At 40.7% G+C, this 25,275-nt stretch carries 31 protein-coding genes; 17 read left to right on the plus strand and 14 right to left on the minus strand.

Translation table 11 applies throughout. From position 1 onward, the window contains the following. Window positions 1-8: 8 nt before the first annotated feature. The 3 genes from SNE25_RS17790 to SNE25_RS17800 all read left to right on the plus strand — a co-directional run bounded on the left by SNE25_RS17790 (window position 9) and on the right by SNE25_RS17800 (window position 2,890). Window positions 9-344 carry a circadian clock KaiB family protein gene (locus SNE25_RS17790; protein ID WP_321560340.1) on the plus strand — a complete coding sequence of 112 codons (336 nt, stop codon included), beginning with the start codon at window positions 9-11 and terminating at the stop codon, window positions 342-344. Beyond that, window positions 344-2,008 carry a PAS domain-containing sensor histidine kinase gene (locus tag SNE25_RS17795; RefSeq protein ID WP_321560341.1) on the plus strand — a complete coding sequence of 555 codons (1,665 nt, stop codon included), beginning with the start codon at window positions 344-346 and terminating at the stop codon, window positions 2,006-2,008. The genes SNE25_RS17790 and SNE25_RS17795 overlap by 1 nt, the downstream gene beginning before the upstream one ends. A 105-nt stretch (window positions 2,009-2,113) precedes the next feature. Further along, entirely contained in the window at window positions 2,114-2,890 is a 777-nt protein-coding gene (locus tag SNE25_RS17800; protein ID WP_321560342.1) for an enoyl-CoA hydratase/isomerase family protein, read from the plus strand. Between the two features lie 23 nt (window positions 2,891-2,913). Here the strand turns inward: SNE25_RS17800 and SNE25_RS17805 are convergent, their stop codons facing one another. Beyond that, window positions 2,914-3,210, minus strand: a complete 297-nt coding sequence (locus SNE25_RS17805) for a chaperone modulator CbpM (protein ID WP_321560343.1) — start codon at window positions 3,208-3,210, stop codon at window positions 2,914-2,916. Between the two features lie 17 nt (window positions 3,211-3,227). Further along, the gene (locus SNE25_RS17810) at window positions 3,228-4,115 is read right to left on the minus strand and encodes a J domain-containing protein (protein ID WP_321560344.1); all 888 of its coding nucleotides are present in this window, start codon (window positions 4,113-4,115) and stop codon (window positions 3,228-3,230) included. A gap of 138 nt (window positions 4,116-4,253) precedes the next feature. Between SNE25_RS17810 and SNE25_RS17815 the strand changes: the two genes are divergently transcribed. From SNE25_RS17815 to SNE25_RS17825, 3 genes are read left to right on the plus strand one after another with little or no spacing between them, the layout of a single operon-like run. Further along, a complete protein-coding gene (locus tag SNE25_RS17815) occupies window positions 4,254-4,856 on the plus strand; it encodes a hypothetical protein (RefSeq protein ID WP_321560345.1) in 603 nt (200 codons plus the stop codon). Next, on the plus strand, window positions 4,843-5,259 hold the full coding sequence (locus tag SNE25_RS17820) for a cupin domain-containing protein (protein ID WP_321560346.1): 417 nt from the start codon (window positions 4,843-4,845) through the stop codon (window positions 5,257-5,259). Before SNE25_RS17815 ends, SNE25_RS17820 begins: the two co-directional genes overlap by 14 nt. Window positions 5,260-5,263: 4 nt before the next feature. After that, the gene (locus SNE25_RS17825) at window positions 5,264-5,773 is read left to right on the plus strand and encodes a GNAT family N-acetyltransferase (protein WP_321560347.1); all 510 of its coding nucleotides are present in this window, start codon (window positions 5,264-5,266) and stop codon (window positions 5,771-5,773) included. On the opposite strand, the gene SNE25_RS17830 is transcribed toward SNE25_RS17825, so the two are convergent. Together SNE25_RS17830 and SNE25_RS17835 are read right to left on the minus strand one after the other, a co-directional pair. Next, entirely contained in the window at window positions 5,770-6,399 is a 630-nt protein-coding gene (locus tag SNE25_RS17830; RefSeq protein ID WP_321560348.1) for a chloramphenicol acetyltransferase, read from the minus strand. The two genes, SNE25_RS17825 and SNE25_RS17830, sit on opposite strands and share 4 nt — an antisense overlap. Further along, complete coding sequence (locus SNE25_RS17835) at window positions 6,396-7,085, minus strand: HAD family hydrolase (protein ID WP_321560349.1); 690 nt, start codon at window positions 7,083-7,085, stop codon at window positions 6,396-6,398. The genes SNE25_RS17830 and SNE25_RS17835 overlap by 4 nt, the downstream gene beginning before the upstream one ends. 188 nt (window positions 7,086-7,273) lie before the next feature. Here SNE25_RS17835 and SNE25_RS17840 point away from each other — a divergent pair, with 188 nt between their 5' ends. Then, window positions 7,274-7,633 carry a DUF1493 family protein gene (locus SNE25_RS17840; protein WP_321560350.1) on the plus strand — a complete coding sequence of 120 codons (360 nt, stop codon included), beginning with the start codon at window positions 7,274-7,276 and terminating at the stop codon, window positions 7,631-7,633. A gap of 62 nt (window positions 7,634-7,695) precedes the next feature. Here SNE25_RS17840 and SNE25_RS17845 read toward each other — a convergent pair whose 3' ends face one another. Both SNE25_RS17845 and SNE25_RS17850 read right to left on the minus strand, forming a co-directional pair. Next, on the minus strand, window positions 7,696-7,917 hold the full coding sequence (locus tag SNE25_RS17845) for a PspC domain-containing protein (protein ID WP_076373079.1): 222 nt from the start codon (window positions 7,915-7,917) through the stop codon (window positions 7,696-7,698). A gap of 1 nt (window position 7,918) precedes the next feature. After that, window positions 7,919-9,184 (minus strand): DUF2851 family protein, encoded by a 1,266-nt coding sequence (locus SNE25_RS17850; RefSeq protein ID WP_321560351.1) that lies wholly within the window; start codon window positions 9,182-9,184, stop codon window positions 7,919-7,921. A 158-nt stretch (window positions 9,185-9,342) separates the two neighbouring features. Between SNE25_RS17850 and SNE25_RS17855 the strand changes: the two genes are divergently transcribed. Together SNE25_RS17855 and SNE25_RS17860 are read left to right on the plus strand one after the other, a co-directional pair. After that, window positions 9,343-10,647 carry an MFS transporter gene (locus SNE25_RS17855; RefSeq protein ID WP_321560352.1) on the plus strand — a complete coding sequence of 435 codons (1,305 nt, stop codon included), beginning with the start codon at window positions 9,343-9,345 and terminating at the stop codon, window positions 10,645-10,647. A 140-nt stretch (window positions 10,648-10,787) separates the two neighbouring features. Continuing rightward, complete coding sequence (locus SNE25_RS17860) at window positions 10,788-11,870, plus strand: M20 family metallo-hydrolase (RefSeq protein WP_407666941.1); 1,083 nt, start codon at window positions 10,788-10,790, stop codon at window positions 11,868-11,870. A gap of 98 nt (window positions 11,871-11,968) precedes the next feature. Here SNE25_RS17860 and SNE25_RS17865 read toward each other — a convergent pair whose 3' ends face one another. Next, the gene (locus SNE25_RS17865) at window positions 11,969-12,685 is read right to left on the minus strand and encodes a ZIP family metal transporter (RefSeq protein ID WP_321560353.1); all 717 of its coding nucleotides are present in this window, start codon (window positions 12,683-12,685) and stop codon (window positions 11,969-11,971) included. After that, entirely contained in the window at window positions 12,685-13,248 is a 564-nt protein-coding gene (locus tag SNE25_RS17870) for a phosphatase PAP2 family protein (RefSeq protein ID WP_321560354.1), read from the minus strand. Before SNE25_RS17870 ends, SNE25_RS17865 begins: the two co-directional genes overlap by 1 nt. 286 nt (window positions 13,249-13,534) lie before the next feature. Between SNE25_RS17870 and glmM the strand changes: the two genes are divergently transcribed. The 4 genes from glmM to SNE25_RS17890 all read left to right on the plus strand — a co-directional run bounded on the left by glmM (window position 13,535) and on the right by SNE25_RS17890 (window position 17,042). Continuing rightward, window positions 13,535-14,923, plus strand: a complete 1,389-nt coding sequence (gene glmM / locus SNE25_RS17875) for a phosphoglucosamine mutase (protein WP_321560355.1) — start codon at window positions 13,535-13,537, stop codon at window positions 14,921-14,923. Window positions 14,924-14,990: 67 nt separating this feature from the next. Continuing rightward, a complete protein-coding gene (locus SNE25_RS17880) occupies window positions 14,991-16,127 on the plus strand; it encodes a cysteine desulfurase family protein (protein WP_321560356.1) in 1,137 nt (378 codons plus the stop codon). 164 nt (window positions 16,128-16,291) lie between these two features. After that, window positions 16,292-16,780, plus strand: coding sequence for a hypothetical protein (locus SNE25_RS17885; protein WP_321560357.1), 489 nt, complete (start codon window positions 16,292-16,294; stop codon window positions 16,778-16,780). 46 nt (window positions 16,781-16,826) lie between these two features. Then, entirely contained in the window at window positions 16,827-17,042 is a 216-nt protein-coding gene (locus SNE25_RS17890; RefSeq protein ID WP_321560358.1) for a hypothetical protein, read from the plus strand. Window positions 17,043-17,124: 82 nt separating this feature from the next. On the opposite strand, the gene accD is transcribed toward SNE25_RS17890, so the two are convergent. Beyond that, window positions 17,125-17,970, minus strand: coding sequence for an acetyl-CoA carboxylase, carboxyltransferase subunit beta (gene accD, locus SNE25_RS17895; RefSeq protein WP_321560359.1), 846 nt, complete (start codon window positions 17,968-17,970; stop codon window positions 17,125-17,127). Window positions 17,971-18,190: 220 nt separating this feature from the next. Here accD and fbaA point away from each other — a divergent pair, with 220 nt between their 5' ends. The 4 genes from fbaA to SNE25_RS17915 all read left to right on the plus strand — a co-directional run bounded on the left by fbaA (window position 18,191) and on the right by SNE25_RS17915 (window position 20,905). Then, the gene (gene fbaA / locus SNE25_RS17900) at window positions 18,191-19,270 is read left to right on the plus strand and encodes a class II fructose-bisphosphate aldolase (protein ID WP_321560360.1); all 1,080 of its coding nucleotides are present in this window, start codon (window positions 18,191-18,193) and stop codon (window positions 19,268-19,270) included. Between the two features lie 83 nt (window positions 19,271-19,353). Further along, window positions 19,354-19,854 carry a low affinity iron permease family protein gene (locus tag SNE25_RS17905; protein ID WP_321560361.1) on the plus strand — a complete coding sequence of 167 codons (501 nt, stop codon included), beginning with the start codon at window positions 19,354-19,356 and terminating at the stop codon, window positions 19,852-19,854. Then, on the plus strand, window positions 19,820-20,245 hold the full coding sequence (locus SNE25_RS17910) for a GNAT family N-acetyltransferase (protein WP_321560362.1): 426 nt from the start codon (window positions 19,820-19,822) through the stop codon (window positions 20,243-20,245). Before SNE25_RS17905 ends, SNE25_RS17910 begins: the two co-directional genes overlap by 35 nt. A 66-nt stretch (window positions 20,246-20,311) precedes the next feature. Continuing rightward, on the plus strand, window positions 20,312-20,905 hold the full coding sequence (locus SNE25_RS17915) for a hypothetical protein (RefSeq protein WP_321560363.1): 594 nt from the start codon (window positions 20,312-20,314) through the stop codon (window positions 20,903-20,905). Here SNE25_RS17915 and SNE25_RS17920 read toward each other — a convergent pair. From SNE25_RS17920 to SNE25_RS17940, 5 genes are all read right to left on the minus strand, one after another. Beyond that, the gene (locus tag SNE25_RS17920; RefSeq protein ID WP_321560364.1) at window positions 20,902-21,678 is read right to left on the minus strand and encodes a DNA-formamidopyrimidine glycosylase family protein; all 777 of its coding nucleotides are present in this window, start codon (window positions 21,676-21,678) and stop codon (window positions 20,902-20,904) included. The two genes, SNE25_RS17915 and SNE25_RS17920, sit on opposite strands and share 4 nt — an antisense overlap. A gap of 63 nt (window positions 21,679-21,741) precedes the next feature. Further along, window positions 21,742-22,620 (minus strand): helix-turn-helix domain-containing protein, encoded by an 879-nt coding sequence (locus SNE25_RS17925; protein WP_321560365.1) that lies wholly within the window; start codon window positions 22,618-22,620, stop codon window positions 21,742-21,744. After that, window positions 22,617-23,234 (minus strand): pyridoxamine 5'-phosphate oxidase family protein, encoded by a 618-nt coding sequence (locus tag SNE25_RS17930; RefSeq protein WP_321560366.1) that lies wholly within the window; start codon window positions 23,232-23,234, stop codon window positions 22,617-22,619. The genes SNE25_RS17925 and SNE25_RS17930 overlap by 4 nt, the downstream gene beginning before the upstream one ends. 84 nt (window positions 23,235-23,318) lie before the next feature. Continuing rightward, the gene (locus SNE25_RS17935) at window positions 23,319-23,873 is read right to left on the minus strand and encodes a carboxymuconolactone decarboxylase family protein (protein ID WP_321560367.1); all 555 of its coding nucleotides are present in this window, start codon (window positions 23,871-23,873) and stop codon (window positions 23,319-23,321) included. A gap of 106 nt (window positions 23,874-23,979) precedes the next feature. Beyond that, window positions 23,980-25,029, minus strand: a complete 1,050-nt coding sequence (locus SNE25_RS17940; protein ID WP_321560368.1) for a winged helix DNA-binding domain-containing protein — start codon at window positions 25,027-25,029, stop codon at window positions 23,980-23,982. Between the last annotated feature and the right edge of the window lie 246 nt (window positions 25,030-25,275).

The following is a 25,275-nucleotide window of genomic DNA, read 5'->3' on the forward strand; positions in this document are numbered from 1 at the left end:
TATAAATAATGTCTGAGCAAGATCAATTTCCTTTAACTGCCGATAACCTTAACAATGAACAAGAGCCCCAGATCTTTCAGTTGCGCCTGTTTGTAACGGGGGCCTCGCCAAACTCGTCCCGCGCTATATCTAACTTAAAGGATATTTGTGAAACTCATTTGAAGGATAATTATGATCTGGAAATTATTGATGTGTATCAGCAACCTTTAATTGCTGAAACCGAACAGATCATAGCGTTGCCTTTATTGATTAAAAAGGCTCCTGGTATCGAGAGAAGATTGATAGGAGATATGTCAAACACAGGCAAAGTATTAAAAGGACTTGGGTTACATACTGAAAATTAATGGAACTGGCTAAATATACTTACGAGGAGCTGCTTAACCGTAATAATGAGCTCCAATTGCAGCTGGAGGAGGCTAACGATACTATAGAAGCTATCCGCAGTGGCCAGATTGACGCGCTTATTGTTAAAGGTGATGATGGCCACCAGTTATATACACTAAAGACCGCCGATCAGACCTACAGGGTTTTTATCGAAAAAATGAACGAAGGTGCGGTAACGCTCAATCGTGATGGAGTTATTTTATATAGCAATTCGCGCTTTGCGGCTATGATGAATTTGCCGCTTGAAAAGGTAATAGGCTTAAATTTCGAAACATTTATTCCGGAAATATCATCAGAAAAATTCAAGGGACTTATTCACAACGGCTGGAACGAGGATTGTAAAGGGGAAATATTATTGGCCAACAAAGAGTCTCTGCTAACACCTTGCCTGCTGTCGTGTACTACACTTGATTTGGATGAAGGAACAGCTCTTAGTCTTATTTTAACCGATCTTACAAATCAGAAAGAAGCTGAATGGGAGTTAAAGGTCAAGAATGAACAGTTGTTAGCTGCCCAAAATGCCGCCGAAAAACTGAATAATGAATTAGAGGATACCGTAAGGGAGCGCACCAACGATCTGCTGATAAGCAGGGAGCATTTTAAACTGCTGGCAAACAATATCCCGCAATTAACCTGGACTAATTTACCGGGCGGCGATGTTGACTTTTATAATTTGCAATGGTATAACTACACAGGGCGTCGATATAGCGAAACTGCGGGTTGGGGTTGGCAGCAAATTGTACATCCGGATGATCTATCCAATACGATGGATAATTATATTAATTCATTAAAAACAGGTAATCCTTTTGAGGTAGAAAACCGCTATAAAAGATGGGATGGCATCTATCGTTGGCATTTGAACAGAGCTGTGCCACTGCGGGATGATAAAGGAGAAATAATATTTTGGGTGGGCACCGCCACCGATATTGAAGATCAGAAAAAAGAAATGGACCGGAAGGATGAGTTTATTGGCATAGCCAGCCATGAACTTAAAACACCATTAACCAGTTTAAAAGGATATCTGCAGTTGATAACTTCTTATAAAAAGGAAGAAGTACCGCCCGTAGTTAAACAATATATTGAAAAAGCCAGCGTCGCCATAAACAAATTGCAGCGGCTGGTGAATGACCTGCTTGATGTTAGCAAAATACAGGCGGGACGATTGGAATATCCTTTGGGTGAAGTTGATCTGTCCGAGCTCTTGGGGTTCGTTATAGAAAACGCCAGGCATATTTATCCACAGCATGAATTTGAAAACCAGTCAAAAAACAATTTGTATATTATTGGAAACGCAGAGCGACTGGAGCAGGTTTTAATGAATTTTATCAACAACGCGGTCAAATATTCGCAAGATAATAAACAGGTAATTCTTAAAACAACCGTACAAAATAACATAGTAAGAGTATCAGTCACCGACTTTGGAATAGGTTTATCAGAAGCACAAATAGACCGGATATTTGAGCGTTTTTACCGGGTGGAAGATAAAAAATTTATGACGAGCGGTCTTGGCATGGGACTTTATATCAGCGCGGAGATCATTAATACCCATCAGGGCAAAATAGGAGTGGAAAGTAAGCCAGGTAAAGGGGCTACTTTTTACTTTGAACTGCCTTTAATGCGCTAAAACTTCGTTAAGTATTTAAAGAAAATTGCAGGTATGTTAAATACTTCTGATATTGGAGCATGTGTTTGTTTCTGAGCGCGATTATCTTAAATAACCCTGTAAATTATGCCGGCAACTGATAACGGAAATGTATCTTTTACAAAAACTGATAATGGCGTGGCTACTATCAGTTTTTATCACCCTGCTCAAAATTCACTTCCCGCAAGCTTATTAAATCAACTGACTGAAAATATTATTCAGGCCGATAATGATAAAGACATAAGAGCTATTGTGCTAAAAAGTGAAGGCGACCGTACATTTTGTGCAGGCGCCAGCTTTGATGAATTGTTGCAGATTAAAGATAAAGAGGCCGGTGCGGTATTCTTCGCTGGTTTTGCCAGGGTAATTAATGCCTGCAGAAAGTCATCCAAAATAATTATAGCCCGTGTACAAGGTAAAGCGGTCGGAGGCGGAGTGGGCCTTGCCGCTGCGGCCGATTATTGTCTTGCTACTCAATTTGCCTCTATAAAACTAAGTGAACTGGCCATTGGCATAGGTCCGTTCGTAATATCACCTGCCGTGATACGTAAAATAGGTTTACCGGCATTTTCACAACTTACCATAAGGGCCTCTGATTTTCAAACGGCTCAATGGGCCCTGGATAAAGGCTTATACAATGAAGTATATGCTGATATAACCGCACTTGACACTGCACTTGATGAACTTACCCAAAAACTCGCATCCTATCACCCGGATGCGCTCGCCGGGCTAAAACAAATACTATGGGAGGGCACTGAAGATTGGGACAAGGTGTTAACCAAACGGGCCGCCATTAGCGGTGAATTAGTGTTGTCGTCATTTACACAACAGGCCTTACAACGATTTTTGAGCGGTAACAGGTAGCTGCCTGAATCACATTGTCCTTGCTATTCCTCATTTTCATACAGCCGCAACTTGTTTTGTAAACTGCGCATATCTTCCTGCATTTTTTCAACTCTGTTTAATAAATGAATTATGGCTTCAATACCCGCTACATTGATGTCGAGCTGGTACAGGTTAATTAACTTTTCGAGTCTTTGCAGTTCTTTTTTATCAATAAATGTGGTTTTATCAATTATGGTGACCTTAACTAATCCGGCTTCATGCATAGCGTTTATAATGCCATAATCTATATTATGAAATAAACAAAAATCTTTCGCCATTATCAAATTTGTTGCTTTCATTTTTTTCGCACTTTACATCATGACCTTGATAGTTCTTCAAATAATTGTTTTTGTTTGTCGGTAAGGTTTTGAGGTACTTGTACATCATAGGTGAGGTAGAGGTCACCAAATTCATTTTCCTTTTTGTAAACAGGCATCCCTTTGCCTTTAAGCTTTACTTTAGTGCCGTTTTGTGTTTCGGGCTTTACCTTAACTTTTACTTTACCAGTTAAGGTGTCGGCCGTTATTTCTCCGCCCAGCACCGCGGTGTAAAGGTCAAGTTTTACGGTTGCATACAAATTGCGGCCGTCTCTTTTAAAGCGTACATCATCGGGTATATGAAATTTAATATAAAGATCGCCGGCTGGGCCATTATTTACTCCAGCACCGCCATGGCCAGCTATTTTTATAGTTTGTCCGTTTTCAATTCCCGCGGGTATGTTAATACGCAGATTTTTACCGTTAACCGTTATGGTACGTTTATGAGTTTCTGCAATATCCTGCAGGCTTAAATGCAATTCCGCATTATAATCCTGACCGCGATATTTAGTCTGCCTGTTTCCGCCCCCTCCAAACATCGATTTGAAGAAATCGGAGAAATCGCCCCCGCCAAAGCTTTCTGCATCGTTAAAACCTCCGAAACCCCCTGAACCACTATAATTAGTTTGCTGTTGCCTGGTTTGTTGTTCGTACACATCGCCATGTTGCCAGTTTTCGCCATACTTATCATACTTTTTACGTTTTTCAGGATCGCTCAATACCTCATTAGCTTCATTCAATTCCTGAAATTTCTTGTGAGCCTCGGCATCATTAGGGTTAAGATCGGGGTGATATTTACGGGCCAGTTTACGGTAGGCATTCTTTATGTCCTTATCTGAAGCGGTTTTACTTAAACCTAATGTTTTATAATAATCGATAAAAGCCATATCGGGTGCAAAATATAACGGTATATATTATTAACCCCTAAATATACGGCTTAGTTTTTTGGGTGCGTATTTTTAATGGAGATATAGTTGATGTAACTTAAATTAAACCGTGGTAGTCATAGTTTGAAACCCTGAATTATGGAAGGAGCTACAAATAAATTGCAGCATAAACTACTTGGATTATCATCAATCATGGCGCCTGTATTATTTGGTTTGTCAACCTTCTTTTGGAGAAACGGCGAATACGGCGTGATTGCCGCTACTATATTGGCCTCATCAATGGTTTTCTGGATACCTGCGTTAAGTACACTATTTGGCCTTTTAAAAAACAAAATGCCATATTACTATTCAATAGGATTATTTATAGCTATTTATGGCTGCTGTATGGGAGGGATCGGTTTTGGTTTATTGGGTTACTTTTCTACTATATTTAATATTTCGCATCAAACATATCTTAAAACCTTATCGCAATACCCTATCAGCTCGGGTATCCTGCTTTTCTGGGCTGGTCCATTATTTCCGTTGAGTTTACTTGTACTTGGCATAAATCTTACCATAAAAAAAGCTGTTGAAAACTGGCTGGGTATCATACTTTGCCTGGGTGCAATATTATTTCCCTTAAGCAGGATATTACGCATTGAGATTATAGCACACGTGGCCGACTTACTGCTGGCCATTCCTTTTATTGTAGTGGGCTGGCGTTCCTTAACCGGAGCAATAAAAATAAATGACACCAAGTAAGGATAAACAAATTGGTTATATTTTTACTTTTATAGCGGAGCTTTCAATAAAAGCTTCGTTAAATATTATGGACAACAAAGTTTTTAATCAGTTTGCAGATATTGAAATCAAAGAAATAGCTCCCGGCTTTTTCTCTAAAATAATACATACAGCTAATAATACCATTAATTTTATTGAGGTAAAAGCAGGTTGTGTGTCGGAATTGCACCAACATATAAACCATCAGTGCGCCTTTGTTATTGAGGGTAAATTTGAGCTAACTGTTGACGGCGTATCACAGATATTGGATACAGGTACTTATGCCATTATACCCCCAAATGTTATACATGGAGGCCGGGCCATTACCGATTGTAAACTCATAGATATATTTGACCCGGTTCGCGAAGACTTTAAATTGCTGTAATTATATGCCCATCACTAAAGCCACGTTTACTGATATCCCGGAGTTGAATATCTTAATTAATAGTGCTTACCGCGGTGAAGAATCCAAAAAGGGATGGACAACAGAGACTGATCTGATAGGAGGAATCAGGATAGACGAGGACATGCTGCGAGAGTATTTTAGTAATGAAGCAATAACCATATTAAAATATACTGATGATAACTCGCGTATTACCGGTTCGGTTTACCTTGAAGTAAAAGGCGATAAATTATACTTAGGTATGTTCAGCGTGTCGCCGGTATTGCAGGGTAAAGGGGTAGGCAGGGCCCTGCTTGAAGAGGCAGAATTGATTGCAAAACAACTGAATTGCCATACCATTACCATGACGGTGATTCGCAGCCGTACAGAACTCATCAGCTGGTATGAGCGGAGGGGATATGCTTTTACCGGCGAAATACAACCTTTTCATGATCATGGCCGTTTTGGTGAGCCGAAACAGCATATCGAGTTAATTGTATTGGAAAAGAAGATTTAAATTCCGTCATTCATCAGTTCCTGAAAATGATCTATGTATTGCCCAAGGTGCAGGCCATCAACCAATGCATGGTGTACATGGATAGATACCGGCATGGTTTTTTTGCCATTATTTTCGGTCATTTTACCGAAAGATATTTTAGGGCAGCTATCCGGAAATGAAAAGCTGCGCGCATGCGATAGGCTTGTGAATTTTATCCATGGCATCGACGAGTAATGAACAATATCGTCATCAAGCTTTGGAGCAAAAAGGGTAGTGGTGTTTTGCACACGCTCAATTTCTTTTTTTGCCCCAATCATAAATTCCTCGAATGACGGATGATAATTTATATATGAAAACCCGAACGTGCCATTGCTCCGGCCAATTGTAGGTCCGGCGTTTATCTGGTCATAAAGCATAACCTCATCGCCGTAAATGCGGTATTTAAATGGATCAAAATTGTTAACTGCAGTGAGTGATTTGTGCAGGTAATAAAGAAAAAAAGATATGTCGTTTTGCTTAACAAAATTGTGCGCCACAGTACAGTCAATATCAACAACAACGCCGTAAAACGGCTCTTCGAAATTTTTAAAAAAGTTAAAGTGTTCTTTTCGTTCCCAGGTTTCTAAATTTAGCCTTTGTTTCATGTAAGTATATACGGCAGAATTTCAGCAAGTGTATCAGCCTGTTTAAAATTGTCGTGACTTAAATTGGTTTCAATATGTTCGTGTGCCCAAGTGGTGTGGAAAGGTACGTGAATGGCGTGGCCACCGATATTTAAAACAGGCATTATATCTGATTTTAAAGAATTACCAACCATTAAAAATTCCGAAGGCTTAATATCCAGATGTTTTATAAGCTTTATATAATCATCTTCCTTTTTATCAGACATGATTTCGATATGGTGAAAATAATGCGCTAAGCCCGATTTTTTTAGCTTACGTTCCTGGTCGAGCAGATCGCCTTTAGTTGCCACCACTAATCTGTAATGATTTTTCAGGCTTGATAACACGTTATCTACACCATCTAACAGTTCAATGGGTTCGTTGAGCATTTCTTTGCCATAATCCATTATCCTTTCAATAGCGTCAATGCCTATTTTTCTTTCAGATATTTTCATTGCAGCCTCAATCATGCTCAGGATATATCCTTTTATACCATAGCCGTATAATGACAAATTATCAATCTCAATTTTAAACAATTCGTTTGATATGGTATGGTGCGGCAAAAAATCTTCGAGCAGGCTACAGAATTTTTTTTCGGTTTGCAGAAAATAGGGTTCATTAACCCACAGCGTGTCGTCAGCGTCAAAAGCTATAACTTTTAATTTCATGTGCCTGTATTAACGTAGTGCAATAATAATCATACAGCCTTAATTATGCTATATAAAGGTTATAATGGGCAAAGTTATAATTGATATTTTACTGTAACCTTTTTTTGAAAATAAAGTACTTAAACATGCAACCTAATTTTTAAAAGTGCGTCATATACATTAAATGATCAAACCTACATTCGTTTAAAATGGAAGAAGTAATGCCACCGTTAAAAGAATTTATTGTTGATTATTGCAACAGATATAAGCTGAATCATGTTGATCCGGGCAGCCTGAGCCTGGATACCAGTATTGATCTGGACCTTGATATATTTGATATTGAGATTGATCTTTTCCTCGCCGATTTTGCCGATCAATTTAAAGTAGATCAATCCAAATTTACCTGGTATAAGTATGGCTATCCCAAGGGCTCAACCCGGGTGCGGATGATAAAAATAATGTTCGGCTATCACAGTGCCTGGGTAAAACAGCTGGCCCAATATTGCTATAAACCCAAATTTAAAGTGCGTAATTTACAGGAGGCCGTAAAAACAGGGAGGTTATTGTAAATCATCTTCTGCAAATTAAATTGCCTATTCAAGATAAATAAAAATTGGGAAAAGACGCTTGATTACAGATCTGTAACACCAGTATGGCGACGCTTTACAAAATTGCGTATATCCAATACTATCCCTGCAAAAAAATAAAATATCAAAGGAAATCCAACAGCCAGGAAGGATGAGTATATAAAGAATAAACGGATCTTTGAGATGGAAACATTAAACTTTTCGCCAAGATAAGTGCATACACCAAAGGAGTACCGTTCAAAAAAAGTGAGTATTCTCTGTATCATGTCAGGCAAGTTTTAATATCTTATTACCAACGCCACATTGCAGGCATTTCTTATAATTACAATAATTATTCTTTAACTCCAGCAGGGCCTGCGACTCAAAAGCATTGTTAATTTTCAGCCCTAAGATAGCAAAATCTTCTGTAATATTATTTCGCTCGGCTGGTAAATTTTCCAACAACTTTAAACTGCGGCTTATATAATACTGCTGCTGATGTTGTTTTCCATAGCAGAACAAGAATAGTGCCAGTGTATTTATGAGTAATATATCAACAGATGAGGCTCCTAATGTTTTGGGCAATGGTTTCGATAACACATCAAACCGGTAATGATCATCCCAATAGTCATTTACTTTTATCGCCGAAAATAAATCACGAAGGGCATCAATATCCTTTATCTCCAGTATTTTAGAGAACAAATGGTTTGACTGTACAATGAGCGCAGCGAACTGCGCCAGCCTTATGGTTGGGAAATTTTGCGGACGCAAACGCATAAATTTCCACAAGTGATTTTCAATGGGTTTAAGATTATATTTCTTCCTCAAAAAATCATATTCCTTTTTTAATTTTAGCGGATACTCGTCTTTAAATTCGGTATCTAAAAAGCCCGCCTGTCCAAATATAAGCGCTTCAATTTGCATCGGGTTGTTTTTGTGTTTGGCAAGGGTAAGCTGCGGTAATGATTTGGCCACCAGCTCAAATGGCAGGGCATTGATTTTAAACCCAAAGTTTGCCGCCAGAAACTGGTAAAAAGTTTCTTCCCAATCGCCCCGGTTAAGGTTGAGGGTATTTACAACGGCTTCTGATCGTTTTTCAAGCCGCTCTACCAACACACGGGTAAGCCAGTTGTGCATAATCAGGCCATCAATACCTCCTATACTGCTTTCACAGGGAATGATACTTTGATTGCCGAAGATCATCTGATGGTATCTGTTATACAATTCATCTGGTACACGGTTTTTGAGCTGCAGCGTTGGCACTTTACGGCCGTTGGGCAAAACAAGAGGTTCATCATTGTGGTAAACCACATGCAGTACCACGTTGCCGTAAGCATTATCGGTAGTGTGCCCATGCTTTTGCCAGTCCGATGCAGATAGATGTACCTCTACGTTGGCAGCCCAAACGGTTTCACCTATCCTAATTCGGGCATTATGAAAATCGGGTCCCGAATCCGTATTATGCATTCCTGCAGATAATATTTCCAGTTCTTCTCCATCATCTGTTTTGAGGTCAATACGATCAAATAGCCTGAATTTCCATACGTAATGCAAAAAGTCTTAGGTAAAAAGCATGAAACAAGGTAAGTATTTTGACTGTTGATTGAAATGAATTTTTTATTTATCCATTATAAAGTTAGTCTGCGCCTGCCAGCATAAGTTAAAATTATCTCTTACATTTATCATTAAATATTTAATATCAATACCATACTATGCTGAAACAAGCCAAAGCAATATCACAAACAACCGGAGGGCGGATTAAATCAATAGTTGGAGGCTCACTCGGTAATTTGGTTGAATGGTATGACTGGTATGTTTACACCGCCTTTTCCCTTTATTTTTCTGATGCGTTTTTCCCGTCAGATAATCAAACCGTACAGCTTTTAAATACTGCGGGTATATTTGCTATCGGCTTTCTAATGCGCCCGATAGGCGGCTGGCTTATGGGCACTTTCGCTGATAAACATGGGCGTAAAATGGCTTTAACCTCATCGGTATTGTTGATGAGTGTTGGCTCACTCATAATAGCCATAACGCCGGGTTTTAAATCAATAGGAGTGGCCGCCCCGGTTTTACTGGTGCTTGCCCGCATTATACAAGGTTTAAGCGTGGGCGGCGAATATGGTACCAGTGCTACCTACCTGAGCGAAATGGCGGGCAGAAAACACCGCGGATTTTATTCCAGTTTTCAATATGTTACGCTAATTATGGGACAATTAACCGCCCTTGCAGTATTGGTGCTGTTGCAACGTGTTTTTTTAACTGAACAACAATTGCATGACTGGGGCTGGCGTATCCCGTTTGGTATTGGCGCTTTTTTGGCGATTATTACCATGTATTTGAGGCGAAGCCTGCAGGAGTCAGCCTCCTTTAAAAACGAAGATAAAAAAGCCGATACTGCTCAGGGTACGTTAAAAGCTTTAGCTAAACATCCTAAAGCGGTATTTACCGTTATCGGTTTAACTATGGGAGGTACTTTAGCGTTTTATACATTTACCACTTATATGCAAAAATTCCTGGTGAATACATCAGGTTTTAGCAAAAGCAGCGCTACCATGGTATCTACACTTACCCTGGCTATATTTATGTTGCTGCAACCAGTGTTTGGTTTGCTTTCTGACAAAATTGGCCGTAAGCCCTTGTTAATCGGTTTTGGGGTGTTGGGTACACTCACCACGATCCCCATTATGACGCGTTTGAGCGAGACTAAAGACGTTTGGGTTGCGTTCGCGCTTATATTGTGTGCGCTGATTATTGTGAGCGGATATACCTCCATAAATGCCGTGGTAAAAGCCGAACTGTTCCCGGCCAATGTTCGGGCCTTAGGGGTGGGCTTTCCGTACGCTATAGCGGTATCGGTATTTGGTGGCACTGCCGAGTATGTAGCTCTTTGGTTTAAGAATGAAAACCATCAGCAATGGTTTTATTGGTACGTTACCATTTGCATCGCTTTATCGCTTGTGTTATACGCTACCATGAACGACACCCGCAAGCATTCAAAAATAGAAGAGGAGTAACACAAAGGATCAGGTAGTTAGTATCAAGTACCAAGACTTCTAAATAGGAACATCTTAATGCCTCAATAAATCTTTATACTTACTACTTAATACTATCTACTCGTTGAATAAAAAAGTATTAATTTTGCCCCCTTACCATTATGGGAAATGCCTACGATATGGCCGATAAAAACAATCTATTTCAACTGGCAGTAACTTTACTGCAACAACTAATATCCATACCATCCTTTAGTAAAGAGGAAGACCGCACCGCCGATCTCATCAATGAGCTTTTGCAGCAGCATGGTGTTGTTACCCATCGCAAGATGAACAATATCTGGGCCTGGAATAAGCATTTTGATCCCAATAAGCCTACCATCTTACTCAATTCACATCATGACACCGTAAAGCCCAATTCGGGCTATACACGTGACCCTTATGATGCTAAAATTGAGGAAGGCAAACTTTACGGTTTGGGCAGTAATGATGCTGGTGGTTGCCTGGTATCGCTTATAGCAGTGTTCCTCTACTTTCATGATAAAGAAAATTTAAAATATAACTTTTGTCTGGCCACAACAGCCGAAGAAGAAATATCAGGTGTTAACGGTCTGGAGCTTATTATACCCGAGCTTGGTAACCTGGAGTTTGGCATAGTAGGAGAGCCTACCTTAATGCAGCTGGCTATTGCCGAGCGCGGTTTAATGGTGCTTGATTGTGTAGCTCATGGCCGTGCAGGGCATGCGGCGCGTGAAGAAGGGGACAATGCTATTTACAAAGCTTTAACGGACATAGAGTGGTTCCGTAGTTTCAAATTTCCGAAGGAATCTGAAGTGTTTGGTCCTATAAAAATGTCAGTTACCATTATCAATGCAGGTTCGCAGCATAACGTGGTGCCTGCCAGCTGTACGTTCACGGTTGATGTACGAGTGACCGACGCCTATAGGAACGAAGAGGTGTTGCAGATCATTCGCCAGCATGTGAGTTGTGAGGTTAATCCGCGTTCTATCAGGCTAAAACCTTCATCTATACCAAAGGAACACCCGATTGTACAGGCCGGTATAGCGCTGGGGCGTACTACTTATGGTTCACCTACAACTTCTGATCAATCGCTGCTTGATATACCTTCAATTAAGGTGGGGCCTGGCGATTCTGCACGTTCACACACCGCCGATGAGTTTGTTTATGTTGACGAGATCAGGGAAGGGATTGAGCTGTACATCAAAATGCTGGAAAGTATTAATTGATTTTAGACTACTCTTCGCAGGTGTTCGTTTTTTGAAAGTGCGAACGCAACCGAACGGGTGCGAACACGATAAGAAATCACTATATCCTGATAAGATAATTACAGCTCGCCGATAAATCCTGCCAGTGCGATAGCCACACCTAACAGTACAGCGATCATTTTACGCAGGTTAAAGCGGTGGTCGGCGCTCGATTCAAAAAGTATGGTGGTTGAAATATGCAGGAATATACCAATTACCACTCCCATAATACGGTTAAAGTAATGCTGTAAATTGCCTATATCACCATTACTGAGTGCGTTGCTGAAAAAATAACCTGCGGGCGCCATAACCGCGAACAGTGTTACAAACAGCAGCGTGTTTCTTTTACTTTGTTTGTTGGTTAACAGGACAGTTGCCAGTGCAAAGGCGGCTGGAATGTGGTGCAGGGCTATGCCGTAAACCAGCTGGTCCTGGTTGCCCTGTGCAAGCGGCATACCCTCTAAAAAGGCGTGCAGGCATAAGCTAACCATAATTCCCAGCGGAAATACTACGTGGTCATGCTTGGGCTTGTGCATGTGGCCATGCTCAATTCCGTCCGAAAATTGTTCCAGTACTATTTGGAATAAAAAACCTATCAATATGAAAACGCCAACCAGGTTATCATTACCATGATAAGCATCAGGTATTAAATGCAGTACGGTAATACCAAACAGGTAAGCCCCGCTAAATGCTAATACCAGCTTAAGGGTTTTATGGTTATCGCCCTTAAAAAAAAATACGGAGGTGCCGCCACAAAAGGCACTCAAAAACAATAAAACAATTTTCCAGGCAGCCATTAAAAAGAAGGTTGTAATTTTTTAAATAAAAAGGCAAACAGAGCACCTATCAGGGCGCCATAAATTGCACCGCAGGTTACATCAACAGGGAAGTGTACCCCAACATATACCTGGGCAAAACTAATAACACCGGCCCATAATATGGCCCAAAACCATATCCACCGCCATTTTTTGAAAAATATCAGGCATAAAAACAGAGCCATGGCAAAATGATCTGTAGCATGGGTTGACGGGAAGCTATAGCCCGTACCACAGGGTACACGGCTAATGTCTGTTTGTGAAACTATGGGGTCGCGGCAGGGGCGCAGCCGTTTCACATTGTATTTGATGATGCTGGCGCTGGTAAAATCGGCAAAGCCGGCTGTAAGTGCCAGCAACACAATGATAATAGCGCCCGTTTTTTTATAACGGTATATACAAAAGCCGATGATGAATATATACAGCGGGATCCAGAACTTTGGGTTGCGCAGCAAAGGCATGATCCAGTCGAAAAAAGAGTTCGACAGGTAATGGTTTATAAAATAAAATAAATGCCGGTCGAGTTGTAAAAGTTGTTCAGGCATTGCTGTTATTTATGTAATTGGTAAAGCCGGGCTTTGTAGTATTCATAGTTCAATCGTCAAAGTTATCAATTAGTTTAAAACAACATTAACGCCGTATGGTTAATGCTCATAAATAAAGAGATAATTTACAATACAACTACATAATGTAGCTTTGTTGCATTTAAAAACAGTGCGTAAATGCGGGTTTTAACAAACGTTTGCGTGAAATTAGCCCGAAAATTGTACATTTATATTCACGGCTTATCATTTAAATATTTTTACTTTTGCCACTCAAACCATAATTATTTTGACACTCATAAAATCTATTTCGGGCATACGCGGTACTATTGGCGGTGCCGCAGGCGATGGTTTAACACCATTGGATATTGTGAAATTCACATCAGCTTACGGAGCCTGGGCTGTGCAAAAATCGGGTATTAAAAAAATTGTTGTAGGCAGGGATGCGCGCATTTCGGGTACAATGGTAAATAACCTGGTTGTGGGCACGTTGCAGGGTTTGGGTATTGATGTTATTGATCTGGGATTGTCAACAACACCTACTGTTGAAGTGGCTGTTACCGGCGAAAAAGCTGCCGGTGGTATCATACTTACCGCAAGCCACAACCCCAAACAATGGAATGCCCTTAAATTACTCAATACCGACGGCGAGTTTATAAGTGATGCCGATGGTAAGCAGGTATTGGAAATGGCTGAGAACAGCGATTTTAATTATGCCGATGTGAACGACCTGGGCAAAGTTACGCTTGATGAGAGCTGGCTGCAAAAACATATTGACCTGATACTGGCATTGCCTCTGGTTGACGTTGCTGCTATCAAAAAGGCCAACTTTAATATTGTTATTGATGGCGTTAATTCTACCGGTGGTATTTTTGTACCGGCTTTATTGAAAGCCTTGGGTGTGGAAACCGTTCATGAGTTATATTGCGAGCCTGATGGTAATTTCCCGCACAACCCCGAGCCATTGCCCGAAAACCTTACCGCGCTGTCAAAAGAAGTGCTGGCAAAAAGGGCACATTTAGGAATAGCTGTTGACCCCGATGTTGACCGCCTTTGTTTTGTTTGCGAAGACGGAAACATGTTTGGCGAAGAATATACCCTGGTTGCCGTGGCCGATTATGTACTGAAAAACAAAAAAGGCAATACAGTATCAAACCTGTCGTCAACCCGTGCGCTGCGCGATGTTACTGAAGATGCCGGCGGCGAATACCATGCTGCTGCGGTGGGAGAAGTGAATGTGGTGAATAAGATGAAGGAAGTTAACGCCGTTATTGGCGGCGAAGGCAATGGCGGAGTAATATATCCCGAACTGCATTATGGCCGTGACGCGCTGGTAGGCATCGCCTTATTTTTGACCCACCTGGCTAAATATGGCAAGTCGGTTTCAAATTTGCGTATGTCATACCCGGGTTATTTTATTTCAAAAAATAAAATAACACTCACGCCGGAAATGGACATAGACGCCCTTTTAAGCAAGGTTGAAGACAAATACCGCAAACAACCTTACAGTACTATTGACGGACTGAAAATAGAATTTGATAAAGAATGGGTACATTTGCGCAGGTCAAATACCGAACCCATTATCAGGATATACTCCGAAGGTAACTCGGAAACGGTTGCAAACGGACTTGCTAATAAAATAATAGCTGATATTAAAGAGATTCTGCAGGTGAATTGATTTAGGTAGTTTATCAGCTTCCTGAAATTGATAGTTTGGATTTGCCTGCCTAATAATTGTTGAAAAGATGCGTGTTTATTTTGATAATGCTGCTACAACGCCGCTTGATCCGGAGGTTTTAAAAGAAATGTATAAAGTTATGGAGAGCCATTACGGTAATCCATCATCCATTCACGCGCACGGTCGTGAGGCCAGAACGCTGATTGAAAGGGCCCGTAAAACCGTAGCTAACTTATTACATACTTCACCGGCCGAAATATTTTTTACCTCAAGCGGTACCGAAGCTGATAATACAGCCATCCGCTGCGGCATTGTTGATCATAACATTACACACGCCATCACCAGCCGTATTGAGCACCACGCGGTAATCCATACACTGGAAGCGATGGAAAAATCGGGTATTATTAAACTGAGCTTTGTTGATGTTGATGAGAAAGGCAACATTGATTACAAACAGCTTGAAACCTTGCTGAAAGATAACGAGCGCAGTTTTGTATCAATCATGCATGCCAATAACGAAATCGGCACCCTGTCAGACATGCAGCGTATCGGTGATTTGTGCGAAGCGTACAATGCTATTTATCATTGTGATACCGTGCAAACCATGGGGCACTACAAGCATGACCTGGGTCAGCTTAAAACGCATTTTTTGGTTTGTGCCGGGCATAAGCTTCATGGCCCGAAGGGTGTAGGTTTTCTGCATGTTAACCATCGAATAAAAATAAAACCGTTTATTTACGGCGGCGCGCAGGAACGCAATATGCGCGGCGGTACCGAAAATATTTACGGCATAGTTGGCCTTGCGAAGGCGCTTGAACTGGCTTACGCCGAAATGGAACAGCACCAGAACTACATCCAGGGCTTAAAATCATACATGATGGGTAAGTTAACCGATCAGATACCGGGTATTAGTTTTAACGGCGAAACCGACGCTGATAAAAGCTTATACACTGTATTGAACGTTGCTTTCCCGGAAATGGAAATGGGCGATATGTTATTGTTTAACCTGGATATAGCCGGTATATCGGCTTCCGGCGGCAGCGCCTGCAGCTCGGGCACCGATATTGGTTCGCATGTGCTTACCGCCATCGGCGCGAGCAGTTCGAGACCATCGGTAAGGTTCTCCTTCTCTAAATACAATACCAAAGAAGAAATTGATTATACCGTTGCCAAAGTGCGCGAGCTTTGTCCGGTAAACGCCTGAGATATTAAATAAATTTATTAAAGCCCGCTATCCGGTAAAATAAGGATAGCGGGCTTTTTTATTGTATTATTTCTGTAAATGGAAATTTATTTTCTTATTTAGATAAAATTGAAACAATATCGCAATAGTATAGGTTTATTAAATAACAGCTAAAATAAAAACCTATGATTACGAATAATGAAGAAACCTGGGATGCCCAGGATAATAATCGTAACGATTTCGAAAATGTCAACGGTTCTTTCGCAGGACAAAACGAAGATGCCTTTAATAATAATGAACTCGACGATGATGAGTTGAAAGAGGACGAAGATGATTATACTAATGATCTGAAACCAACGTTTAATCAGGAAGACCTGAATGATGAGGATGCCGAATATGAGCAGCCCGACGAACTGCCCGATGAAGGCGACGATAACGAGATACCCGAAGAAGGTGAATCAAAAAAAGAAGGTACTGGTTATCAAAGACAATCGGAAGTAAACCAACCCGATAGGGGTGCCGATACCTCTTATAGCGAGCAGAACGACGTGACGCCGCCCAATAAAAAAGAATTTCCATCAGAAGGTCCGGCCAAAACAGATTTTGAAAGTCGTCCGCAGGGACGTACTACTAGCCGTATGCTGGGGCACGAGCCCGGCACAGAGGGAATATAAACCAATTTAACCTACACATTATAAACATAAATAGGAGGATAAAACAATGAACGACTATTTAAAACCCGATGACAATCGGAACAGTAACCAACAGAATTATAGTAAAATGCACACAGGTATCAGCCAAAATGAAAGATACATTGAAAAATATGGACCTCATAGAGGACATTTCAGAGTATTGCATGAAGATGGCAGCCTGGCCGATCTTCCTGATTCGCACGCGGAAGGCGGTGGGGCATTAGCTGGTTGCATCACCAAATAATAATGCTTTACTTATTTATAAAAAGAAAGGCTTTCCAAAACGGAAAGCCTTTCTTTTTATATTTTTATGTATCTAAAAATGTTTAATTAGCCATCATTTTAATAAACGACGCCAATTTTTCTTTCATTTCCCTACGATCAACAATAAAATCAAGGAAACCATGTTCCTGCACAAACTCTGCAGTCTGGAAACCTTTGGGAAGATCTTTCTTAATAGTTTCTTTAATAACCCTTGGGCCGGCAAAACCTATCAGTGCGCCTGGTTCAGCAATATTAATATCGCCCAGCATGGCGTATGATGCGGTTACACCACCGGTTGTCGGATCGGTAAGTAAAGATATATAAGGTATTTTAGCCTGCGATAATAAAGCCAGCTTGGCCGATGTTTTAGCCATCTGCATTAAAGAGAAGGCCGCTTCCATCATGCGGGCGCCTCCTGATTTTGATATCATCAGGAACGGAACTTTGTTAGCGATACAATAATCAATAGAACGGGCTATCTTTTCACCCACTACTGATCCCATTGAACCACCTATGAAATTAAAATCCATACAGGCAATTACCAGGTCCTGCCCGTCAATTTTGCCTGCACCGGCACGTATAGCGTCTTTTAACCCGGTTTTAAACTGGGTTTCAGTTAACCTGTCGGTATATTTTTTTGTATCTTCAAAATGTAACGGGTCGCCTGATACCAGATCAGGAAACAACTCGGTAAATTCGTTATTATCAAACAGTACCGCGAAATATTCTTTTGAACCAATGCGCAGGTGATAGCCACAATAGTGGCAAACATATTGATTTTCAACCTGCTCAGAATAATGCAGGGGTTTCTTACAATTAGGGCATTTATTCCAGATACCATCGGGGGCTTCCTTCTTTTCCTCAGTAGTCGTAATTATCCCTTTCAACTCTCGTTTAAACCATGCCATATCTATGTCGAGCTCTTTCAATTGACTACAAAGAAACGAAAAATATTAAACAACTGGTAAGTTAATAAATGATGAGTTATGCATTGAGAAAATATTTTTATCAAACAAAGTGTATAAATTACAGTATGTGAGGAAATAAAGGGTTAAATCGTAACAAATAATCAGATAGTTATACCTAAAACAAAGAAATTTTATAACTTCGAGGCCCAAACAAAAGCTCATGGATTTAAAAAATTATAAAGGTGTTCTGCACGGCGATCAGGTGCAGGAACTATTTGAAGTAGCTAAAAAGCATCAGTTTGCTTTACCCGCAGTAAACGTTATAGGTACAAATACCATTAACGCGGTTATGGAAACAGCTAAGCTGGTAAATTCCCCCGTAATTATCCAGTTATCAAATGGCGGCGCGCAATTTTATGCCGGTAAATCATTGGATAATTCAAAGCTTCAGGCTTGTATTTTAGGTGCTGTATCAGCAGCAAAACACGTTCATTTACTTGCTGAGCACTATGGTATTGCGGTAATTTTACATACCGACCACGCTGCAATGAAGTTTTTACCATGGATAGATGGTTTGCTTGATCATGGCGAAAAATTCTTTGCCGAAACAGGTAAGCCGCTTTTCTCGTCGCACATGCTTGACCTTTCTGAAGAGCCTTTAGAAGAAAATATCGAAATTTCTGCAAAATACCTGGCACGCATGGCCAAAATGGGTATGACACTGGAAATTGAATTAGGCGTAACCGGAGGTGAAGAAGATGGTGTTGACAACTCTGATGTTGACAGCTCACGTTTATATACCCAACCGGAGGATGTTGCTTATTCTTATGAGCACCTTTCAAAGGTTAGTCCGCGTTTTACAGTGGCCGCCGCTTTTGGTAACGTGCATGGCGTTTATAAACCAGGTAACGTTAAATTGCAGCCGGTAATTTTACATAACTCACAGGAGTATGTTAAAAAACATTTTGGTTTAACCGCCGAAAAACCGATCAACTTTGTATTCCACGGTGGTTCTGGTTCAACCCAGGAAGAGATCCGCGAAGCCATTTCTTATGGTGCCATTAAAATGAATATTGACACCGATATGCAATGGGCATACTGGGAAGGGATAAAAGATTACTATAAATCAAAAGAAGGTTACCTGCAGCACCAGATTGGTAACCCTGAAGGTGAAGATTCTCCGAACAAAAAATATTATGATCCGCGTGTATGGTTACGCAAGGGCGAAGAAAGCTTTGTTAAAAGGTTATCAGCAGCCTTTGAAGACCTTAATTGCGTTGATGTGAACAGCAAGTTATAAGCCGGAATTTACACGCAACAAAGCGTCAGTACAGTTGTTGTATTGACGCTTTGTTGTTTATAATTGTGTAATAAAATCCGACTATGAAAATCCCGAAAAAGAAAAATTTATTTGAACGTTTTGCCAATTGGGCAACTATTGCCACCGGAAGCTCCGCTGCATTTATAACAGCTATATCTGTTATTATTGTATGGGGTGTTACGGGGCCTATATTTAAATATTCTGATACCTGGCAACTCATTATCAATACAGGCACAACTATCGTAACCTTCCTGATGGTTTTCCTGATCCAGAAATCGCAGAACAAAGATTCAAAGGCCATACATTTAAAGCTAAATGAACTATTGGCCTCGCACCAGGGAGCCAGTAACCGTATGGTTGATATTGAGGATATTACCGAGAAAGAACTTGACCAGCTGCATAAGTTTTATGTACAGCTGGCCGCATTGGCCGAACAAGAGGACGATTTGACCTGTACGCACTCTATTGATGCCGCGCAGGAAAACCACACCAGTAAATTGGAAATACTAAAAACTAAACCGCATTATAATGCCCACAAACTTAAAAGTAGAAAAAGTAACTGAACAAGCCGAGCTGGATAAAGTATTTGCCGTAAGGCGTGAAGTTTTTGTAGTTGAACAGCATTGCCCACCCGAGCTGGAATGGGAGTTTGAAGAAGAATCAAATCATTTTTTAGCCACAGTTGATGATGAACCGGCAGGAGCATGCCGTTGGAGAAAGACTGACAAGGGGTATAAATTAGAACGTTTTGCCGTGCTGCAAAAATTCCGGGGATTTGGAATAGGGCAGGCCCTGGTACAGGCGGTGTTAAATGATTTGCCTGCCGATGCCGGTTATGTTTATCTGCATGCACAGGTACAGGCTGTATCGCTGTACGAAAAATTCAATTTTGAAAAAACAGGTCCAGAGTTTGAGGAAGCCGGCATCAGGCATTATAAAATGATCAGAAAATAAAAAACCGGAGGATGCAACCATTTCGGGGCGATGATCGTCTTGAGGTAGTTACATTAATAAAACCTTATGAAAATCCGCAATCTGGTATCATTTAAAACCTTGTTAGCCTGTTCACTTAGCTTCATTGCTTTGCTTGGTAATGCGCAGGATAAAACAAAAACCATCGGCAATAAATCCCGCTCAGGAACAACTAATAATAGTTTTAATATTGTGCAGGGTGGCCAGGTAGGTATTAAGATGAACGCGGGCCGTAAACCGGTTGAATTGCTAAAGCTTACTTTTCATGTTGACAATTTGGGTAAGGATACCATCCCATTTAAAGTTAATGTGTATACCATGGGTGATAAATTGCCGGAGGATGACAACCTGATCAAGGAAGAAATAAAAGGATCAATAGTAAGGGAAAATGGTCCCAATACCCCGTTAATCAGTAATCAGTTGATCAGTGTTGACCTTTCAACTTACAAAATTGGGGTCAAAGGAGAGATAGTGGTTTCTGTTGAGTTTTTACGTACAATCCTTGGAAAAAACCTTGGCTTTTCATGTGGTTTGCTCAATGGGGGCACTTATTATAAAAAAGGCCCGGACGCCGAATGGAAAAAAATGCCAATAATTGGTGCTGATTTTAATGTACTTGTAAAGAAATTGAAACAGGATTAGTTATACATCTCCTGCTCATCTGTATAGTATGTTTTGCGCGTGCCGTCTTTTATTTTAATTTCTGAACCTTTGGGGCTGTGCGTTTTCTTTGAATTATGGATTTGCATAAAATCCCGTACCTCGCCATTAATGATGTCGGGATTGGCATGTAGAATAGCCTTTTCTGCATCCTTCAGCACTGAGTGAATGGCGCTAACCAGATCTTTTATTTTATCAGCGGGTATTTTGTTACCGGCCGAAAACGGTGAGATGCCTGCATGCCATAAAATTTCATCAGCATAAGCGTTGCCTATACCCCTGATGATCTTTTGATCAAGCAATATAGTTTTAATGTTTGTTTTGGTTTTTTGAAGCTTCGCCGTTAAATAATCAACGCCAGCTTCCTTTGACAGCGCATCTGGTGCTCCCTTATCTTCGGGATTGAGCGTTGGGGTGGCAATGCCCTGAAAATCTGTTAATACCAGGCCGTCGCCGTCGCTAAAGTGTAATTCAATAATGGCGTACTTATTTTCGTTTTTGCTCTCAAATAAAAACAGCTTACCATGCAGCATCAAATGCAGCCCGAGTACGTCGCCTTCAGAAAATTTCAGGTGTAGCTCTTTGCCCTCACGATATACCTTATCCAGCTTTTGACCTTCCAGCTTATCCTGAAGCTCTTTGTGCGTTACATTGAGCTTTTTGGCATTAATAATGGCAACTTGTTTAAGTGTTTTTCCGGCCAGTTTTTTGTCAAGATTGTGGCTGAATGCTTGCAGATCGGGTAATTCGGGCATGGTGTTTCTTGTTTAAATAAAGAAAACCAAATATAATACGATTAGTTTTAAAACAAGATCCGGTTAAGCGCTTGCCCGACCAAAGCCTACGGTGTCGCGGTACAATTGCGGCGACACATTGGTTTTAAAAAATCTGCTGAAATAATACTCGTCATCATAACCCAGCTCGTAGGCTATTTCCTTTATGGGCTTATTGGTTAAGTACAACTCGCGTTTAGCTTCAATTATAATGCGCTCGGCAATCAGGTTGCTGATGGTTTTGTTAAAATAGGCCTTAGTAACTCGGGCTAAAGCCTTGGCAGATATATTAAGCAGGTCGGCATAATCACTTGCGCTGTGTTTAGTTTTATAATGCGTTTCGATGGCTTCTTTCAAATCGTGCAATATAAAAGGTTCCTTGTTTACCTTATCTGGGTCCTGGTCAAGGGCCTGCTGTGCTGATTTTAAACGTGAAGCGGTAATCAGGAATATTTTAAGGTATGACACCAATATTTCGTACTGGGCCAGTGCCTTATTCTGCATTTCGGTCTTTATCTGGCTCAGCATCAAATTAAAAGTAGCGGCGCTGGCCTCGTCAATTTTAACATAGGGCGGATGATAAATATTGTCGAACAAAATGCCGCTGCACGATACCTCTTTATGATGTTTATGGATACAAAAAAAATCAGGATGGAATTGTATAACTACGCCGCTTAGTTTATTTTCGGTCGACAACATAAAGGGCTGATAAGGGGTAAACGCAAGTAAATTATCTTCCTCGAAATCATACTCCGAAAAATCAGATTTTAGTTTACCTGAACCTTCTTTGATCCATATTACCGAAAAATAATTATTACGCTGTAAATGGTCAAAATAACTATTACCTTCAAACCAAAACAATTTAAAGGCAAGGTTTCCCTTAACCGGGTCAATCATTGTAAACGTGTTCTGTATGTCTGTCATTTATTTTTTTGTAGTTGCGCTTTAAGCGCCGCATTTTCTGTTCTTAATTTATTAATATATTCATGCTGCGCCGTAAATTCATCCTGAATTTCTTCCAGTGTATATCTGGCGGTTATATGTTGCGGACAATTCCAATCATAGCCTTTTACCTTGAACAAAATAATTCTTTCGGGTTTGAATTTATAGTCAGCAGGAGCAAGTTTATCAAAAAGTTCGGTATTATCCTCTATAGATAACACGCTGGCCTCGGCAAATATTTTTAACCTCGCTTTGGCGGCCTGGTCAAGCAGGAACAGTGATACCTTATTATTGGTAGCTAAATTACCGGTTGATATATATTGCTTATTACCGCCAAAATCAACAAAGCCCAATGTTTCCTGATCAAGTACTTTCAGAAACCCCCTTGGGCCGCCGCGAAACTGGATATACGGATAACCGCTTTCGCTGATGGTAGCCATATAAAAATTATCCTGATGGGCTATAAACTCGGTTTCACTTTCGGTAAAGCCGTCGCTGTACCGATGTGCCTCCATGCGGCTGTAACTTGCCCGGCTGCCATATCGCTCCTGGAAACTTTTTACAGCATCGGTAAATGCAATTTTTGAATAGTTCATGATAATTAAAAATTTAATTGAAAACAAAGCAAAGGCCATTGCAAATGCTTTGGCCCCTACTGCTACTTATCATCATTAAAAATATTATGCTTCAACAGGTTGCAGTGCTTTAGCTGCAGGGAAATCAACTTCGGTATCGGCTGTGTTGTTAAAGTAGTTGGTTAATATGTTTAAGGCAACATGACCAACTATTTCGCCAATCTCGCCATCGGTAAAGCCGGCGGCTTTTACAGCATCAACATCACTATCATTTACCAGGCCTTTTTTGGCAAGTAAAGTATTGGCAAACTTAAAAGCTGCTTCAGTTTTAACATCGGCGAAGCTGGCACGACGTGCATTCTCAATAGTTGATGCATCAATATGTACCAGTTTTTCGCTGATGTAAGCATGTGCAGCTACACAGTAATCACAGCTGTTGTTTTCTGATATAGTTAATGCCAGCAGCTCGCCTGTTTTGGCACCCAGTGCACCATGTGACAGGGCACCACTCAAATTAAGATACCCTTCTAAAAGGGCAGGTGAGTTACCCATAGTACGCATCATGTTGGGTACCACGCCTAATTTACCTTGTATAGTGTTAAATAATTCTTTTGTTTTTCCAGTTGCTTCGCTTGGATCTATTGCTTTTAAACGTGCCATTGTAGTAATTTTTTGTTTGTCGTTATTGACAATACAAAGTTGCATACTACCGCCACGCTGTAACATGGATGAATTACGTTAGTACATGGACAATTTTCCCAACCACTCAAAATAAGAATTTCTGGTACCGGGTAATAGCCGTTTCAACAGCTTTAGTTTGGGTCTTATTAAGTTTGCCGAATAGGTTTAATGTAATATCGGCAGTTGTTTTTTTAAGGGTTCGTCGCCATGTACCAACTACCTGGTCGTCAACTATTATAGGTTGCTCAAAAATAACGTGGCGTGCCTGTTCTAAATATGGAGGTTTAACAAGGGCATCGCGATGTTTATAGGCAATAGCAAACTCATCATACATGGGTAGTAAATGAGCTTTCGGATTTTTAGGAATAATTAAGTCCTCATGATCAGGCATCCAATATGTTTTGCCTTCTATAACTTCATTAATAAGTCCTGCTTTTATATTTTCCAGACCGGTAGTGGCATCAGTGACGGTGAGCCCGCTCCAGGCTGCAAAATCATGTACGGTTGCCGGACCCCGGCTATTGAAATACCCAGCTGCGAGTTTAGTCAGTGCTTCTTCATGTTTTAATGGAGAGTAGGCTGGTGCGCGATCATCAAGCAAGGCATAGGTAAACTGTTTTCCTACACGCTTGCCGCTGCATATTACCTGGTCAAGTTCGGCCTGCATCAACAGCATGGTAAACCTCAACTCATCTGTGGCAATTCCCGCTTTTTGCAATACATCAACAAGTTCGGGGCGGGTAAGCTGCTTATCGCCCTCCAGCGCTTTTGCCAGGGTATTATTGCTTTTATTAAATATAGCATCATCTACTCCGAATTTTTTATACATACCGGCATTGGCGGCTTTGATACGCGGGGCAGTAAGGTTAAGTATCCAGCGTATATCCTGGGGTAAAACAAAATGCCATGTTGGCCTTAACAGGTGCGTGCGCAATATTTTACCATCACCTATGGCTTGCTCAATAAAGTTTTCGTTTGCGATTTTCATCCGCAGTCCTATGGCCCATTTTGCGCCGGCGTAGTCCTGGGCTTGCATAGCCACCATGTATTTTACAACATCTTCGGGCGTTTTAAACTGCGGGTTATGAATTTGCTGATTATAGATTCGCAGGCTGGCCAGGTGGTGATCTTTCATAACGGTTTTAACGGTTAAATTATAAAGTTAAAATTAAAGCCCGAAAATGACAGCTGATTGTCAGCAGTAAAAACTATCTTTTTTTATCCCAAACTAATATGAGATAATGAAGACGGGAGTAAATAGTCAAGTCATTGTAACAAGTTTATAGTTGGCAGGTTGATTAGCGCAGTGTTTACTATTGCTTAACCTTTGTTTAATACTAAGTGTCTTATTTCGCCGCATGAAATTAATCATGCGCTCATT

This window comes from Mucilaginibacter sabulilitoris (genome assembly GCF_034262375.1).
Classification (GTDB): domain Bacteria; phylum Bacteroidota; class Bacteroidia; order Sphingobacteriales; family Sphingobacteriaceae; genus Mucilaginibacter; species Mucilaginibacter sabulilitoris.

Bases quoted from the DNA above. Each gene is read 5' to 3' on its own strand.
- SNE25_RS17790 (WP_321560340.1), top strand. From the start codon at position 9: ATGTCTGAGCAAGATCAATTTCCTTTAACTGCCGATAACCTTAACAAT.
- SNE25_RS17795 (WP_321560341.1), top strand. From the start codon at position 344: ATGGAACTGGCTAAATATACTTACGAGGAGCTGCTTAACCGTAATAAT.
- SNE25_RS17800 (WP_321560342.1), top strand. From the start codon at position 2,114: ATGCCGGCAACTGATAACGGAAATGTATCTTTTACAAAAACTGATAAT.
- SNE25_RS17805 (WP_321560343.1), bottom strand. From the start codon at position 3,210: ATGAAAGCAACAAATTTGATAATGGCGAAAGATTTTTGTTTATTTCAT.
- SNE25_RS17810 (WP_321560344.1), bottom strand. From the start codon at position 4,115: ATGGCTTTTATCGATTATTATAAAACATTAGGTTTAAGTAAAACCGCT.
- SNE25_RS17815 (WP_321560345.1), top strand. From the start codon at position 4,254: ATGGAAGGAGCTACAAATAAATTGCAGCATAAACTACTTGGATTATCA.
- SNE25_RS17820 (WP_321560346.1), top strand. From the start codon at position 4,843: ATGACACCAAGTAAGGATAAACAAATTGGTTATATTTTTACTTTTATA.
- SNE25_RS17825 (WP_321560347.1), top strand. From the start codon at position 5,264: ATGCCCATCACTAAAGCCACGTTTACTGATATCCCGGAGTTGAATATC.
- SNE25_RS17830 (WP_321560348.1), bottom strand. From the start codon at position 6,399: ATGAAACAAAGGCTAAATTTAGAAACCTGGGAACGAAAAGAACACTTT.
- SNE25_RS17835 (WP_321560349.1), bottom strand. From the start codon at position 7,085: ATGAAATTAAAAGTTATAGCTTTTGACGCTGACGACACGCTGTGGGTT.
- SNE25_RS17840 (WP_321560350.1), top strand. From the start codon at position 7,274: ATGGAAGAAGTAATGCCACCGTTAAAAGAATTTATTGTTGATTATTGC.
- SNE25_RS17845 (WP_076373079.1), bottom strand. From the start codon at position 7,917: ATGATACAGAGAATACTCACTTTTTTTGAACGGTACTCCTTTGGTGTA.
- SNE25_RS17855 (WP_321560352.1), top strand. From the start codon at position 9,343: ATGCTGAAACAAGCCAAAGCAATATCACAAACAACCGGAGGGCGGATT.
- SNE25_RS17860 (WP_407666941.1), top strand. From the start codon at position 10,788: ATGGGAAATGCCTACGATATGGCCGATAAAAACAATCTATTTCAACTG.
- SNE25_RS17865 (WP_321560353.1), bottom strand. From the start codon at position 12,685: ATGGCTGCCTGGAAAATTGTTTTATTGTTTTTGAGTGCCTTTTGTGGC.
- SNE25_RS17870 (WP_321560354.1), bottom strand. From the start codon at position 13,248: ATGCCTGAACAACTTTTACAACTCGACCGGCATTTATTTTATTTTATA.
- SNE25_RS17880 (WP_321560356.1), top strand. From the start codon at position 14,991: ATGCGTGTTTATTTTGATAATGCTGCTACAACGCCGCTTGATCCGGAG.
- SNE25_RS17885 (WP_321560357.1), top strand. From the start codon at position 16,292: ATGATTACGAATAATGAAGAAACCTGGGATGCCCAGGATAATAATCGT.
- SNE25_RS17890 (WP_321560358.1), top strand. From the start codon at position 16,827: ATGAACGACTATTTAAAACCCGATGACAATCGGAACAGTAACCAACAG.
- accD (WP_321560359.1), bottom strand. From the start codon at position 17,970: ATGGCATGGTTTAAACGAGAGTTGAAAGGGATAATTACGACTACTGAG.
- fbaA (WP_321560360.1), top strand. From the start codon at position 18,191: ATGGATTTAAAAAATTATAAAGGTGTTCTGCACGGCGATCAGGTGCAG.
- SNE25_RS17905 (WP_321560361.1), top strand. From the start codon at position 19,354: ATGAAAATCCCGAAAAAGAAAAATTTATTTGAACGTTTTGCCAATTGG.
- SNE25_RS17910 (WP_321560362.1), top strand. From the start codon at position 19,820: ATGCCCACAAACTTAAAAGTAGAAAAAGTAACTGAACAAGCCGAGCTG.
- SNE25_RS17915 (WP_321560363.1), top strand. From the start codon at position 20,312: ATGAAAATCCGCAATCTGGTATCATTTAAAACCTTGTTAGCCTGTTCA.
- SNE25_RS17920 (WP_321560364.1), bottom strand. From the start codon at position 21,678: ATGCCCGAATTACCCGATCTGCAAGCATTCAGCCACAATCTTGACAAA.
- SNE25_RS17925 (WP_321560365.1), bottom strand. From the start codon at position 22,620: ATGACAGACATACAGAACACGTTTACAATGATTGACCCGGTTAAGGGA.
- SNE25_RS17930 (WP_321560366.1), bottom strand. From the start codon at position 23,234: ATGAACTATTCAAAAATTGCATTTACCGATGCTGTAAAAAGTTTCCAG.
- SNE25_RS17935 (WP_321560367.1), bottom strand. From the start codon at position 23,873: ATGGCACGTTTAAAAGCAATAGATCCAAGCGAAGCAACTGGAAAAACA.
- SNE25_RS17940 (WP_321560368.1), bottom strand. From the start codon at position 25,029: ATGAAAGATCACCACCTGGCCAGCCTGCGAATCTATAATCAGCAAATT.